Source organism: Deltaproteobacteria bacterium, assembly GCA_016234845.1.
GTDB lineage: Bacteria > Desulfobacterota > Deferrimicrobia > Deferrimicrobiales > Deferrimicrobiaceae > JACRNP01.
In genome coordinates, this window is record JACRNP010000090.1 from 1 (window position 1) to 14,577 (window position 14,577).

13 protein-coding genes are annotated in these 14,577 nt (G+C 68.1%); 2 read left to right on the forward strand and 11 right to left on the reverse strand.

Going from position 1 to position 14,577, the window contains the following annotated elements:
- From accC to HZB86_06710, 5 genes are all read right to left on the reverse strand, one after another.
- On the reverse strand, nt 1–1,286 hold a 1,286-nt coding region (gene accC / locus HZB86_06690; protein ID MBI5905224.1), incomplete at its 3' end, for an acetyl-CoA carboxylase biotin carboxylase subunit.
- Between the two features lie 9 nt (nt 1,287–1,295).
- Complete coding sequence (locus HZB86_06695; GenBank protein ID MBI5905225.1) at nt 1,296–2,840, reverse strand: methylmalonyl-CoA carboxyltransferase; 1,545 nt, start codon at nt 2,838–2,840, stop codon at nt 1,296–1,298.
- Between the two features lie 56 nt (nt 2,841–2,896).
- Entirely contained in the window at nt 2,897–4,183 is a 1,287-nt protein-coding gene (locus HZB86_06700; protein ID MBI5905226.1) for a (Fe-S)-binding protein, read from the reverse strand.
- A complete protein-coding gene (locus HZB86_06705; protein MBI5905227.1) occupies nt 4,180–5,619 on the reverse strand; it encodes an FAD-binding protein in 1,440 nt (479 codons plus the stop codon). Before HZB86_06705 ends, HZB86_06700 begins: the two co-directional genes overlap by 4 nt.
- A gap of 44 nt (nt 5,620–5,663) precedes the next feature.
- Nucleotides 5,664–6,431, reverse strand: a complete 768-nt coding sequence (locus HZB86_06710; protein ID MBI5905228.1) for an alpha/beta hydrolase — start codon at nt 6,429–6,431, stop codon at nt 5,664–5,666.
- A 113-nt stretch (nt 6,432–6,544) separates the two neighbouring features.
- Between HZB86_06710 and HZB86_06715 the strand changes: the two genes are divergently transcribed.
- Both HZB86_06715 and HZB86_06720 read left to right on the forward strand, forming a co-directional pair.
- On the forward strand, nt 6,545–8,566 hold the full coding sequence (locus HZB86_06715; protein MBI5905229.1) for a (Fe-S)-binding protein: 2,022 nt from the start codon (nt 6,545–6,547) through the stop codon (nt 8,564–8,566).
- A gap of 187 nt (nt 8,567–8,753) precedes the next feature.
- On the forward strand, nt 8,754–10,310 hold the full coding sequence (locus HZB86_06720; GenBank protein ID MBI5905230.1) for an ADP-ribosylglycohydrolase family protein: 1,557 nt from the start codon (nt 8,754–8,756) through the stop codon (nt 10,308–10,310).
- Between the two features lie 20 nt (nt 10,311–10,330).
- Here the strand turns inward: HZB86_06720 and HZB86_06725 are convergent, their stop codons facing one another.
- From HZB86_06725 to HZB86_06750, 6 genes are all read right to left on the reverse strand, one after another.
- Nucleotides 10,331–10,954 (reverse strand): TetR/AcrR family transcriptional regulator, encoded by a 624-nt coding sequence (locus HZB86_06725; protein MBI5905231.1) that lies wholly within the window; start codon nt 10,952–10,954, stop codon nt 10,331–10,333.
- 107 nt (nt 10,955–11,061) lie between these two features.
- Complete coding sequence (locus tag HZB86_06730) at nt 11,062–11,841, reverse strand: IclR family transcriptional regulator (protein ID MBI5905232.1); 780 nt, start codon at nt 11,839–11,841, stop codon at nt 11,062–11,064.
- Between the two features lie 115 nt (nt 11,842–11,956).
- The gene (locus HZB86_06735) at nt 11,957–12,523 is read right to left on the reverse strand and encodes a tetratricopeptide repeat protein (GenBank protein ID MBI5905233.1); all 567 of its coding nucleotides are present in this window, start codon (nt 12,521–12,523) and stop codon (nt 11,957–11,959) included.
- Nucleotides 12,520–12,993: a 2-amino-4-hydroxy-6-hydroxymethyldihydropteridine diphosphokinase gene (gene folK, locus HZB86_06740; protein ID MBI5905234.1), complete on the reverse strand. Its 474-nt coding sequence runs from the start codon at nt 12,991–12,993 to the stop codon at nt 12,520–12,522. Before folK ends, HZB86_06735 begins: the two co-directional genes overlap by 4 nt.
- Before the next feature lie 5 nt (nt 12,994–12,998).
- Nucleotides 12,999–13,763, reverse strand: coding sequence for a fumarylacetoacetate hydrolase family protein (locus HZB86_06745; protein ID MBI5905235.1), 765 nt, complete (start codon nt 13,761–13,763; stop codon nt 12,999–13,001).
- Nucleotides 13,760–14,569, reverse strand: coding sequence for a 4-hydroxy-tetrahydrodipicolinate reductase (locus tag HZB86_06750; GenBank protein ID MBI5905236.1), 810 nt, complete (start codon nt 14,567–14,569; stop codon nt 13,760–13,762). Before HZB86_06750 ends, HZB86_06745 begins: the two co-directional genes overlap by 4 nt.
- Nucleotides 14,570–14,577: the final 8 nt, after the last annotated feature.

Consider the following 14,577-nt stretch of genomic DNA (forward strand, 5'->3'; position numbering starts at 1 on the left):
CGGTTGTTCATCACGCGGATGTGGAACGGGATGGTGGTCTTCACCCCGGTGACCACGTACTCGGCCAGCGCGCGCTTCATCCGGGCGATCGCCTCCGTCCGGTCCTTCCCCCACGCGACCAGCTTCGAGATGATCGGGTCGTAGTAGATCGGGATCTCGAACCCGGCGTACATCCCCGAGTCGTCCCGGACGCCCGGGCCGCCCGGGATCCGCAGCGACGTGACCGTGCCCGGGCACGGCATGAAGCCCCTCTCCGGGTCCTCGGCGTACACCCGGCATTCGATGGCATGCCCCGTCTGCTTCACGTCCTCCTGCCGCACCCCGAGCTTCTCCCCCGCCGCCACGCGGATCTGCTCCTTCACGATGTCGACGCCGGTCACCATCTCGGTGATCGGGTGCTCCACCTGGAGCCGCGTGTTCATCTCGAGGAAGAAGAAGTTCCGCTTGCGGTCCACGAGGAATTCGATGGTGCCCGCCCCCTCGTACTTCACCGCGCGCGCCGCCTCGATCGCGACCTTCCCCATCGCGGCGCGGGTCTCCGGGGTGATGATGACGGACGGCGACTCCTCGATCACCTTCTGGTGGCGCCGCTGGATGGAGCACTCCCGCTCGCACAGGTGGACGTAGTTCCCGTGCCGGTCCCCGAGGATCTGCACCTCCACGTGGCGCGGGTTCTCGATGTACTTCTCGATGTAGACCGAGTCGTCGCTGAAGGCGGACTTGGCCTCCGACTTCGCCATCCGGAGGGACGACCGCAGCTCCGATTCCTCCCGCACGAGCCGCAGCCCCTTGCCGCCGCCGCCGGCCGTGGCCTTCAGCATCACGGGGAAACCGATCTCCTTCGCGACGCGGAACACCTCGTCCTCCGTCGAGATGGGCTCGACCGTCCCCGGCACGACCGGAACCCCGGCCGCCTGGACCGTCTTCCGGGCGAGCGTCTTGGATCCCATCGTCCGCATCGCGTAGGCCGAGGGCCCGATCAGCTGGATCCTTTCCTTCTCGCACCGGTCGGCGAAGAGCGGATTCTCGGCGAGGAAACCGTATCCGGGGTGGATCGCCTCCGCGCCGCTCCGCCTCGCGGCGTCGATGATCTTGTCGATGACCAGGTACGATTCGCGGGCGGGCGCCGGACCGATGCAGTACGCCTCGTCGGCGTACCGGGTGTGGAGGGCGCGGCGGTCGACCTCGGAGAAGACGGCCACCGTCCGGACCCCCATCTCCTTGCAGGCGCGCAGCACGCGGACGGCGATCTCGCCGCGGTTGGCGATCAGGATCTTCCGGAACACGTGGCCCTCCTACAGGGGGATGTTGCCGTGCTTGCGCGGCGGGTTGCTGTCGCGCTTGTTCCTCAGCATCTCGAGCGCCTTGATGACCTTGGGCCGCGTCTCCGACGGCATGATGACCTCGTCGATGTACCCCAGCTCCGCGGCCTTGTACGGGGAGGCGAACCGGTCCCGGTAGTCGGCGACGAGCTCCGCCTTCGTCTTGTCCGGGTTGTCGGACTTCACGAGCTCCTTGCGGAAGATGATGTTGACCGCCCCGTCGGGCCCCATCACCGCGATCTCGGCGGTGGGGAAGGCGAAGTTCACGTCCGCCCGGATGTGCTTGGAGGCCATGACGTCGTACGCCCCGCCGTACGCCTTCCGGGTGATCACGGTCACCTTGGGCACCGTGGCCTCGGCAAAGGCGTAGAGGAGCTTCGCCCCGTGCTTGATGATGCCGCCGTACTCCTGGGTCGTGCCCGGGAGGAAGCCCGGCACGTCCACGAAGGTGAGGAGCGGGATGTTGAAGGCGTCGCAGAAGCGGACGAAGCGCGCCCCCTTGATGGAGGAGTTGATGTCGAGGCAGCCGGCCAGGATCGCCGGCTGGTTCGCCGTGATGCCGACGGTCCGCCCGTTCATCCGCGCGAAGCCGATGACGATGTTCCTCGCGTAGTGCTCCTGGATCTCGAAGAAGTTCCCGTCGTCCACCACCTTCTTCACGACGTCCCGGATGTCGTACGGCTTGGTGGGGATGTCGGGGACCACGCTGTTCAGCGACTCGTCCGCGCGGTCCGGGGAATCCTTCGGGGTGACGGCCGGGGGGTCCTCCATGTTGTTCTGGGGAACGAAGGAGAGGAGCTCGCGGATCAGGTAGAGGCACTCCTTCTCGTCCTCCGCGGCGAAGTGCGCCACCCCGCTGCGCTCGTTGTGGGACATGGCGCCGCCGAGGTTCTCCTTGGTGACCTCCTCGTGCGTGACCGTCTTGATGACGTCGGGGCCGGTGACGAACATGTACGAGGTGTTCTTGACCATCAGGATGAAGTCGGTGATCGCGGGGGAGTAGACCGCGCCCCCGGCGCACGGCCCCATGATCGCCGAGATCTGCGGGACCACGCCGGAATAGATGGTGTTGCGGAGGAAGATGTCGGCGTACCCGGCGAGGCTCTGCACCCCCTCCTGGATGCGCGCCCCGCCCGAATCGTTCAGGCCCACGACCGGCGCCCCGTTGCGGGAGGCGTGGTCCATGATCTTGCAGATCTTCTGGGCGTACGTCTCGGACAGGGAGCCGCCGAACACGGTGAAGTCCTGCGCGAAGACGTACACGAGGCGGCCGTTGACCTGGCCGTACCCGGTGACGACGCCGTCCCCGAGGAACTTCTCCATCTCGAAATCGGCGCACCGGTGCTGGACGAACCGGTCGAGCTCGACGAAGGTGTTCGGGTCGAGGAGGAGCCCGATCCGCTCCCGCGCGGTCAGCTTTCCCTGCGCGTGCTGGGTCTCGATCCGTTTCCGGCCGCCCCCTTCCACCGCGAGGGCGTTTCTCTTGCGCAACTCCTCGAATTTTTCCTGGAGCGACATCCACTCCTCCTGGACGCAAGGTAATGAAGTTACATACCATCCCGGAAACCGGGGTGTCAACGACGCCGGGCGCCCTCCCGTTCCCCGGAAAAGGCGTATTGGACGAGTTCCGCGATGTGCACGACGCGCACCGAAGGGTCGACCCGTGCGGCCATGTCCCGCATCTGCAGGATGCAGCCCGAACAGGCGGTCGAGACCACTTTCGTGCCGCCGCGCGCCGCCGCCGAAACCTTGTTTTCCCCGATCCGGGAGGAGGTGGGGTAATCCCGCGCGTTGAAGGTGCCCCCGTACCCGCAGCACCGGTCGGCTCCGGCCATCTCTCCGAACGCGTCCCCGACCGCCCGGGAGAGCAGCTCCCGCGCCTGCGGTCCCTTCCCGAGCGTGCCCGACAGGTGGCACGGGTCGTGGTACCCGATCTCGCCGACCCGCTCGCCTTCCGGAGGATCGGGCAGCCGGTCGACCGCCCCCGACGAGAGGATGAAGCTCGCGTAGTCCACCGAGCGGTCGGCGACGAAGACCGCGTCCTCGTACAGGGGATTCGCGCGGGGGATCAGCGAGAACACGTTCCGCCGGAACATGAGCAGGCACGACCCGCACGGGAAGACGATCTCCCCGGGATCCGCCGCGCGGAGGCGCCGGATGTTCTCCTCCACGCACGCCGACGCCGAGCGCCGGTCGCCCGAAACCATGGCCGGGAGTCCGCAGCACGCCGCGTCCCGGAACACCGCCACCGTCTTTCCCGACGCCTTCACCGTCTCGTACGCCGCTCGTCCCACCCGCGGGAAGACGTGGTCGAAGACGCACCCGACGAAGAGCATCGTTTCGCCGGACACCGCCTCCCGTTTGCGGAGCGACCGGATGAACCCTTTCGCCGGGAGCTCCGGGACCGTCCTCCCCCCCCCGATCCCTTCCGGGAACCGGTAGTGGAGGCCGCTCCGGGTGGGGACCTTCGCCAGCAGGAGCCGCTCCGCGGCCGCCGCCGCCATCCGCGCGGCCTCCGTCGCGGCGGGGGAGGCCATCACCTTCCCGAAGAGGACGCTCTTCCACGCCGGTATGCCGATCTCCTCCGCCAGGTCGGCCCGCCCCTTCATGACGATCTCCTCGACGAGCACCTGGTTCGGGCACGCCCGCTCGCACCGCCCGCACAGGAGGCAGTCCGTGAGCGCCTCCTGGATCGACGCCGCGTCGGGATCCTCCCCGGACAGGGCCGCGTCGACCAGGGCCACCTTCCCCCGGGCCACCGCGATCTCCGCCTTCCGTTCCGGGTAGAGGGTGCAAACCGTCCGGCACGTGCCGCACTTCGCGCACAGCCCGGTCAGCGCCTTGAGGTCGGGGTCCCTCACCCTCTCACCGCGGCCTCGTCGAGGAAGATCTTCCCGGGATTCAGGATCCCGTTCGGGTCGAAGCATCCTTTCAGCCGCTTCATCACGGAGACGCCCAGCGGGCCGACCTCCATCTCGAGGAACGGGGCCTTCGAGATCCCGCCCAGCGGGCCGACCTCCATCTCGAGGAACGGGGCCTTCGAGATCCCGACCCCGTGCTCGCCCGAGATCGTGCCGCCCATCTCCACGGTCCTGCGAAACACCTCCTCCACCGCTCCTTCCGCCCGCCGCGTCTCGTCCGCGTCGGTCCCGGAGATCAGGATGTTCACGTGGATGTTGCCGTCCCCGGCGTGGCCGAAATTCACGATCCGCACCCTTCGGCGTTCCGCGAGCTCCGCGAGGAACTCGAACATGTCCGCCAGGCGGCTGCGCGGCACGACGATGTCCTCGTTGAGCTTGACCGGGGCGATCCGGCGAAGCGCCGGGGAGATCGACCGCCGCAGCTTCCACAGCTCGTCCCTCCCCGGGGCGTCGGACGCTCGCCGGACGGCCAGCGCCCCGCCGGCGCGGCACGTCTCCTCGAGGAGGTCCGTCTCCCTCGCGACCGATTCCACCGTCCCGTCCACTTCCAGGAGGAGCGCGCTGCCGGTCCCCTCGGGGAGCGCCACCGGGGCCGCCGCCTGGACGCAGTCGATGGCGGTCCGGTCCATGAGCTCCATCGCGGAGGGGGTGATCCGGGCGGCCACGATCGCGTTGACCGCGCAAACCGACGCGCGGTTGCCCGGGAAAAGTGCCAGCAGCGTCGCCGCCGCCTGCGGGAGCGGCACGAGCCGAAGCGTCGCCCGGGTGACGATCCCCAGCGTCCCCTCCGACCCGACCAGCAGCCTCGTCAGGTCGTAGCCGACCACTCCTTTCGCGGTGGTGACGCCCGTGCGGACCGTCTCCCCCGTGCCGAGCACCGCCTCGAGGCCGAGCACGTAGTCGCGCGTGACGCCGTACTTCACCGCGCACATCCCGCCCGCGCACTCCGCGATGTTCCCGCCGATGGTGCTGAATTTCAGCGACGCCGGGTCCGGAGGATAGAAGAGGCCCGCCTTGCGCGCCGCCTCCTTGAGGTTCTCCGTCACCACGCCCGGCTCGACGACCGCGTACAGGTTCACCGGGTCGATCGCGACGATCCGGTCCATCCGCTCGGTCGACAGGACGACGCCGCCCCGGACGGGGAGCGAGCCGCCGGAAAACCCGGAGCCGGCGCCGCGGGGGACCACCGGGAACCGGTGGCGGTTGGCGAGGAGGACGACCTGCCGCACCTCCTCGGCGTCGACGGGGAAGGCGACCGCGTCGGGGAGGAAACGGTTTCCCGTCGCGTCGTACGAGTAGCAGATGCGCGTCTCGAGGGAGCTCCGCAACCGGTCGCCGAGCAGATTCCCGAGCGCGGAGAGGGCTTCAGGGTGCATCGGAAAAGTCTATCACGCCGGGAACGACGACGCGGGGCGGCGGCTTACCCCTCGAGGGAGTGTATGAACGCGGCGATGACCGCGTTGACCTCGGTGGGCTTCTCGAGCATGGCGAGGTGGCCGGCGCCGTGGACGATCTTGAGCACGGCCCCGTCGATGTTCGTCGCGAGGTATTGCCCGTACTTGAGCGGCGTCAGCCGGTCGTCGTCCCCGTTCACCACGAGCGTCGGGACGCGGACCTCTCCGAGGCGGCTCATCGCGTCGAACCCGTTGCACGCGCGGAAGTCGGCGAGGAAGGCCTCCGGCCGGGTGGAGAGGACGTCGGCCACGACGTCGTCGCGCAGCTCGGAGGCGGGTGCGGAGGAGAGCATCCACCCCACGAGCTCCGGCGCGAACTCCCGGTACCGGGAGGAGATCCCCTCGAACACCGCCGGCGCGATCTTCAGGCGCGCCCCGGAACCGATCAGGACGAGCGCCTCGATCCCCGGAACCCCGTCCAGCAAGGACTGGAGCGCGATCGCCCCCCCCATGGAGTGGCCGGCCAGTACGATCTTCGACAGCCCCAGCTCCCGCGCGAACTCCCCGACCCACTCCGCGTAGGCGGAAACCGTCTCCCGGGGAGAGCCCCCGCTCCGGGCGTGGCCGGGAAGATCCGGGATCACGATGCGCACGGTCCCCTTCAAGCCCGCCCACTGGTCGCGGAAGGTGTGGTGGGAGCCTCCCGCCCCGTGGAGGAACACCACCGTGTGCGGGCTCGCCTTCACGCTGTCCTGGAAGTGGACGGTCTCCCCTGCGACGGCGATCTCGGGCATCGGACTCCTCTCGTCACTCCGTGGTGGGTGGGAAAAGTATATCCAAAAAACCGGAGCCGGTTTGCGATAAGATTGCAGTGGTCCTTCCCAGTCCATCAAGGAGCGTTCACCCGATGAAGACGGTCGGCCGGGAAATCATGTGGAACCTGCCGCACGAGGCGGCGGTCGTTATGTACTCCCTCCTGGCGGTGCTCCTGCTGGTCGTCGCCTGGGGCGCGTGGACCCGGGTCGAGGCGTACCGCAGGGGCCGTGCGGAGCGGGAGGACCGGTTCGACGGCCTCCGAGGACGACTGCTCGACGTTTTCCGGCTCGCCCTCGGGCAACGGCGGGTGCTCGACCGGAAGTTCGGCGGGCTGGTCCACCTGTGCATCTTCTCGGCGTTCATCGTCCTGTTCATCGTCACGTGCCTCGTGGCGGTGGAGTACGACTTCGGGGTGATGATCCTCGACGGGAATTTCTACATCGTCTTCAAGCTGTTCGCGGAGACGTTCGGGGCGCTGCTCCTTCTCGGCGTCGCGGGCGCCCTCGTGCGCCGCGCCCTCTTCCGTCCGGAAGGGCTGACGCGCGATAACGACGACCTGCTGCAGCTCCTCCTGATCGGCGCGATCGGCGTCACCGGCTTCCTGATCGAGACGTCCCGGATCGCGGCCACGCACCCCGCGATCGCCCCGGTCTCCTACGTCAGCAACGCCCTCGCGCCGCTCCTGTTCGGCGGGATGCCGCTTTCGGAGATCCTCTCCGTCCACCGTGCGCTGTGGTGGGCCCATCTCCTGATCGCCTTCGGTTTCCTCGGCTCGATCCCGTTCACGAAGATGATCCACATGGGGACCGGGACGGCGAGCGTCTTCCTCCGCACGTCCCGCCCGAAGGGGGCGCTCCAGCCGATCCCGGACATCGAGGAGGAGGAGAAGCCCGGCGTCCTGGCGGTCGAGGATTTCTCCTGGAAGCAGCTCCTCTCGGCCGACGGATGCACCAAGTGCGGGAGGTGCCAGGACGAGTGCCCCGCCTACGCCGCGGAGATGCCGCTGTCGCCGCGCGACGTGGTCCTCAAGACGAAGGAGCAGCTCGGCGCCGACATCCGGTGCGGCCTCGTGCCGTCCGCGGCGTCGATCGACAAGTCCACGGGGAAGCGGATCGTCCCCGACTTCGCCCGCGAGGTGTTGACCCCGGAGGAGATCTGGGCGTGCACCACCTGCCGTGCGTGCATGCAGGCGTGCCCCGTCCTGATCGAGCACATCGACATGATCGTCGACGTCCGCCGCGGGTACGTCGCCTCCTCGAAGATCCCCGACACCGTGCGGACCGCGCTCCGGAAGATGGGCGACACGGGGAACCCGTGGGGGTTGCCGCAGGACGACCGGATCGCCTGGGCCGCGGGGGTGGACGTCCCGTTCGCCGCGGACGGGAAGGAGTTCGAATACCTGTACTGGGTGGGGTGCGCCGGGGCGTACGACCCGAGGAACCAGAAGGTCACCCGGGCGATCGTGTCGCTCCTCAACCGCGCGGGGGTGAGTTACGCCACCCTCGGGTCCGAGGAGATGTGCTGCGGCGAATCGGCGCGCCGGATGGGAGAGGAGGGGCTCTTCCAGCTCGGGATGGTCGAAATGGTGAAGGAGCTGTTCGCCGGCTACAAGGTGAGGAAGGTGATCACCCAGTGCCCGCACTGCTTCAACACCTTCCGCAACGAGTACCCGCAGTTCGGCGTGAATGTCGAGGTCATCCACCACTCCGTCCTGATCCGGGACCTCGTCGCGCAGGGGAAGCTCGTGCCGCGGAAGGCGAACAACCTCGCGCTGGCGTTCCACGACTCGTGCTATCTCGGCCGGCACAACGATGTCTTCGACGCCCCCCGCGAGGCGCTGGGCGCCATTCCGGGAATCTCCCTGAACGAGATGGAGCGGAACCGGGAGCGCGGATTCTGCTGCGGGGCGGGCGGCGGCGGGATGTGGATGGAGTCGCCGGGGAAGCGGATCAACCACCTGCGCTTCGACCAGGCGATGCGGACCGGTTCGAACGCCGTGGGGTCCGCGTGCCCCTACTGCCTCATCATGTTCGACGACGCGATCAAGTTCAACAACCTCGAGGATTCGGTGCAGGCGAAGGACGTCGCCGAGCTGGTCGCGGAGTCGATTTAGCCCCTCACCCATCGAGAGCGATTATCGTTGCAAGGGAAGTTGCCGCCCGGCAACTTCCCTTTTTTCTTTATCAACCCGGGTTGTTTTTATACAATCCGTCTTGGCACCCGTTTCCCGCAGAGCAGGTTCCGCCAGGGAGGAAGCGATGACAGTGGACTCCCCGTCAGGGAACACCCTTTCGAATCTCTTGAAGAAACGATTGAAAACGTTGGGATTTCCGTCGCTGCGGAGGTTCCACGCGGATCGCCCCGGTCTCCGGCTGAGCTACGAGGTTCTTCGGCAGGTGGTCTACACGGATCATGTCCCGCGGCCGGAAACATTGTTCCGCATCCTTGAATCCATGCAGTTCTCATCGAGCCAGATCCGGAAGATCTGCGGAATGCACTACGGAGACTACCTGCCCATCCATTCGGCCGCGGCATCGGACACCCCCGTCCTCGCCTCCTCTCCGAAGGAGTTCCCCGGAAACCAGGATCCTCCGCCGGACGAAGCGGGGGGCGCGACGCCGCTCGAGGAACCCGGGGAGATCGTTTCCCGCCTTCGCGCCGCCCTGCCCCGGATACCGGTCCCGGGCAACGAGGATTTCTGGGAGATGGCGCAGTCGATGGCGCGGATCGCGGAGCAGAAGGTGCGCAGGGCCTCCGCGCGGCACGCGGAGCAGCCGTTCCTGTTCGCCGGGGAACCCGAGGCGATCTACCAGTTCCTCGTCCGAAGGAACCGGATCCCCGCGTTCCTGTCCCGGGGGGAGAACCTCTCCCTCTCGTTCGTGGACGGGATCGACTACCGGGACCGGTTCCTCGGAGCGATGCTCGGGTCCGCCATCGGGGAAATGCTGGGAACCGTCACCCTGGGGCTGACATCCCGGGACGTGCAGGAGCTGTACGGCGAACCGTCGGAGCTGCCGGCGATCCAGCCGGCGCGGGGAGCGGGGGCGGCCGCGCCGGCCTCTCCCCTGCTCGCGGTTTCCCTCTCCCTCCTTCCCGACGGGCTGCTGGACCCCGGAAAGACGGCCGATGCGCTGGCCCGCGCGGTCCGGCGGGACGATTCGCCGGGGCTGCTCGGGTTCGCGAGGAACCTTCTCGAGCGCGGGCTTCCGTGGCACGAAGCCGGTGAAATCCAGCCGGAGGGGACGCCGGGCGTCTTCGTCCTCCCGCTGGTCCTGCTTCGGGCGGGAAACTTCCGCCGACTGAAGCTCGAGGCGGGGATCCTGGCCTCGCTGTCGCACCCGCACCCGGCGGCGATCGCGGCGGCGATCGCACAGGCGTGCGCGGTCGCGCGCACCCTTCACTCGGTCCCGGGTTCGCTGGACGTGCTCTCCTTTCCCCGGGCCCTCTCCCCGGTGATCGCCGGAATCGAGCCGGAACGGGGGTCCAAGCCGAGGACGGGACGGGCGGCCCCGACCGTCGGGCGGAAACTGGGCGCGGAGCTGCCGGCGCTTCTCCTGCGCCGCGCCCCGGTCAACGAGATGCAGGAAGAGTTGGGCAACGGAGCCGCGGCCCACGAAGGGATCCCTTTCGCCCTGGGGTGCTTTCTCCGTTCCCCGGGGGATTTCGCCGGCGCCGTGCTGCCGGCGGTCGGGCAGGGAGGGGACGCGCGCTCCATCGCGGCGATGGCCGGGGCGTTGTCCGGGGCGTACGTCGGCGCGTCCGGGATCCCGGAACGGTTCCTGTCGTCCCTTCCGTGCCGTGAAGGATTTTCGGATGCGGCGGAGCGCCTCCTGGCGCTTTCCCGCCGCGAAGGGTGATGCCGGGGCTCCGCGCGGTTTTAGCCGCCCGCGGCCGCCACGCCCGGAGAGCGGAGCCCTTCGGAGAGGATCCGGTACACTTCGTCCGCGGTGACGGACGGGTGGTACTTCGGCTTCTTCGAAAGGATGTACGTGCGCGAGAGCTCGTCCATCGCGCCGAAGACGACCCTGCGGGCGACCCCCACGTTCAGGTCGGACCGGAAGACGCCTTCCCGCTTCCCCTCCTCGAGGATGTCGCTGATGACCTCGAGGTAGTCGAAGAACTTGACGGGGGTGTAGTCCTTCAGGAACTTGCTGCTCTGCCGGAGCTCCACCTGGATCACCTCGATCAGCCCGGCCTCGCGCTCCAGAAGGTCCATGTGGTTGTCGATGAAGATCTTGAGCCTCCCGAGAGCGCCGTTCCCGGCGGCGATCCGCCGGCGGACGTCGGATACGACCTCCCCCATCTTCTCCTCGAAAAGGGATATCAGCAGGTCGTCCTTGTTCCGGAAGTAGAGGTAGATGGTCCCGTCGGCCACGCCCGACGCGCGGGCGATCTCCGCCACCTTGGAGTTGAAGAACCCTTTTTGTGAAAAGATCCGGATGGCGGCGCGAAGGATCCGATCCCGCTTGTCCGCACCGTTTTTCGGACTCCGCCTGGGCATCGACGCACCCCTTTCGTGGATGAATCGTCATTCACCGGACGAAGGTACGCCCGGCGGGAACCGCTGTCAAGAAGACGGGATGCGGTGGGTGTTTCGGTCGGCCCGGTCTACTCGCGGAAACCGAGCCGCGCGGAGAGAGCCTTCGCCGCACGGTCGACTTCGGGTCCGACCACCTGGGCGATCCGGTCGTCCGGGAGCCGGTGCGCGGGTCCCGTGACGCTGATCGCCCCCACCACCTTGCGGGTGTAGTCCTGGATGGGGCTGGCGATGCACCGAAGCCCCTCTTCGAACTCCTCGAGGTCGGTGGCGTACCCCCTCTCCCGCGCGGAGGAAAGGTCCTTCAGGATTTCGGCGACCTGCACCTTGGTGTTCTTCGTGAACCGGGGGACCTCCCCGGAGAACCGCTTGGAGAGCTCCTCGTCCGAATCGAACAGGACCAGCGCCTTCCCGGCGGCCGTTGCGTGGATCGGCATGTGGAGTCCCACGCGGGACACGACCCGCACGGTGGACGTGGTCTCCACCGCGTCGAGGTAAACGACCTCGTTCCCCCGCAGGATGGAGATGTAGCTCGTCTCGCCGGTCGTTCCGGCAAGTTCCTCGAGGATGGACTTCGCCTGTTTCAGCAACCCCCGCTGCCGGATGAAAGTCTGCCCCAGCTCGAGGCACTTGATCCCGAGCCGGTAATTGTCGTTCGAACGGTTCTGCTCGATGTAATTCCTGGACTGGAGGGTGGCGAGGATTCGGAAGACGTTGTTTTTATGCAGCTTTAGCTTCTTGCTGAGCTCGGTGACGCCGAGCTCGTCCATGTCGCCCCGGAACTCCTCGAGCACGTCGAGTGCGTGTGCGACGGACTGGATGATATAGTTCGACTTGTCTCGGCGTACCATGGAAATGGATCCCCCCGGCCAATCGCTGTTTTATTGAAAAACAAACACTGTTAGATATATTGGAACGAGGGGCACGTGTCAACAAAAAGATGGAACCGTATCGCGTTCGGCGAATCTACTTGAACTTCGGCTTCGTGGACTCCTTCATCGACCGCATCCGCGCGATCTCGGCTTTCAGGCTGTCCCGGTACGGATAGTCCGGCACGTTTTCCAGGAGCCCCTCCCAGGCCTTCACCCCGCCCTCCAGGTCGTGCTTGTCGTTGACCAGGATCACGCCGAGGTTGTACCGCGACTGGGCATGGCGCGGATTCATGGAGATCGCCTTCCGCAGCTCCTCGATCGCGCGGTCGAAATTCCCCGTCCGGCGCAGGCAGACCGCCATGTCCGTGCGCACGTTGGCGTTCGAGGGGTCCGCGGCAAGCGCCTTCTGGTAGCTGGAGATGGCGAGAAGGTCCTGCTTCGTGTCGAAGTAGAGGTTCCCGATCCCGATCAGCGCCTGCAGGTTTCCGGGATCCTTCCGCAGGATCTCCTTGTAGGTTTCGATCTCCGCCAGCGCGTTGAGCCGGATCGGCTCGCCGTCGCCCGCGGGCTGGGGGGGCTGGCTCTTCTTGCAACCGGCGAGCGGAAAGAGCACCGTGAGAAGCAGCATGGCGACGATCCGGGGAATCCGTTTCGACCTCATAGGGCCATCACCTCGAGTGGGTCTTCGCACGCAGCGAGCAGCTGCGCGACGGTCCTGCCTCCGGGGGGGACGATCGCGTCCGGGGCGACGTCCGACACGGGGAGCAGGCAGAACCGCCGGACCGCCATGGATTCGTGGGGGATCGAAAGTCCCGGCTCCGAAACGACGGAATCCCCCATCAGGATGATGTCGACGTCGAGCGGACGCGGTCCCCACCGGGCGCCGCCCCGCCGCCCCGCCGCCTCCTCCAGCCGCTTCGCCAGGGCCAGCAGCCCGCGGGGGGACAGGTCCGTGGAGAGGCGGACCGCCAGGTTCAGGAACCACGGCTGATGGGCCCTGCCGGACGGCTCGCTGGCGTACATCCGGGACACCGCGCGCACTTCCGATTCGCGCCCCAGGGCGGCGACCGCGTCCCGTATCCGGCGGACGCGGCGCCCCTGGTTGCTGCCGAGCAGGAGGACGGCGTCCACCGGCGCTACGGCGCGACCACCCGGTTGGTGAGGGCGCCGATCCCCCCGACCTCCACCGTCACGACGTCCCCCACGGAGAGCGAGCCGACGCCGGGAGGCGTTCCCGTGGCGATCACGTCGCCGGGGAAAAGGGTCATGACCGAACTGATGAACTCGATCAGCCGGAACACCGAGGCGCCCATCTCGCGGGTGTTGCCGTCCTGCCGGGTTTCGCCGTTGACGATGCACCGGACGGAAACGGCGGAAGGGTCGAGCTCGGTCTCGATCCAGGGGCCGAGGGGCGCGAAGGTGTCGAACCCCTTGGCGCGCGTGTACTGCACGTCCCGGGCCTGGAGGTCGCGCGCCGTCACGTCGTTGATGCACGTGTACCCGAGGATGCACGCCGCCGCGTCATCCGCCGCGACGTCCTTCGCGCGCCGGCCGATCACCACCGCGAGCTCCGCCTCGTAATCCACCCTTGCGGACTGCGCCGGGTAGACGATGTCCCCCCCGGGGCGGTTTACCGCCGACGGCGCCTTGAGGAACAGGAGCGGGTCCTCCGGGATGCTCTTTCCCATCTCCCGCGCGTGGTCCTTGTAGTTCAAGCCCACCGCGACGATCTTGCCGGGCGAGACCGGCGCGAGGAGCCGGACATCCGCCAGCCGCCGGATCACCCCGGTGGCGCGCACCTCGTCGAACGGCTCTCCCGCGATCTCGTGCACCGTCCCCGCGCCCTGGTCGATCAGACCGTACCGTGCCGTGCCTCCGTACTCGTACCGCCCGATCCTCATTTCCCGAGTCCGAGGACGGCGGCCATGTCGTAGAGGCCGGCCGGCTTCCCGAGCACCCACCCGGCGGCGCGGACCGCGCCGCGGGCGAAGGTGTCGCGGCTGTGCGCGCGGTGCGTGATCTCGAACCGCTCGCCGATCCCCCCGAACACGAGGGTGTGCTCGCCGACCACGTCTCCCGCGCGGACGGCGAACACGCCGATCTCCTTGCGGGTGCGCTCCCCCACCATCCCCTCCCGGCCGTACACGCCGACCTCCCCCATCTTCCGGCCGAGGGCCGAGGCCACCGATTCGGCCAGTCGGACCGCCGTACCCGACGGGGCGTCCTTCTTGAACCGGTGGTGGGTCTCGACGATCTCCACGTCGTAGTCGTCCCCGAGCACCCCCGCCACTTCGGCGGCCACCCGGAACATCAGGTTCACCCCGACGCTCATGTTGGGGGAGTGCACGATCGCGATCCTCCCCGACGCCTCGCGCAGCATTTCCATCTGCCCCTGCGAGAGCCCGGTGCTGCCGATCACGATCGGCTTTCCGGCGGCTGCGGCGGCGAGGGCGTTCCGGGAGGATGACTCGGCGCTCGTGAAATCGATGGCCACGTCCGAGGCGGCGATCGCCGCGCGGAAATCGTCGGTGATCCCGACGCCCCCGGACCCCGCCCCCGCGGCCGCGAAGGCGTCCTGCGACAGGAGCGGGTGCCCCGGGGCCTCCACCGCCGCGGACAGCGTAAGACCCGACGGGCCGTCCCGGAGGACGGACAGGATCGCCCGGCCCATCCTCCCCATGGCTCCGCAGACCGCGACGCCGGGCACGCGTCGCC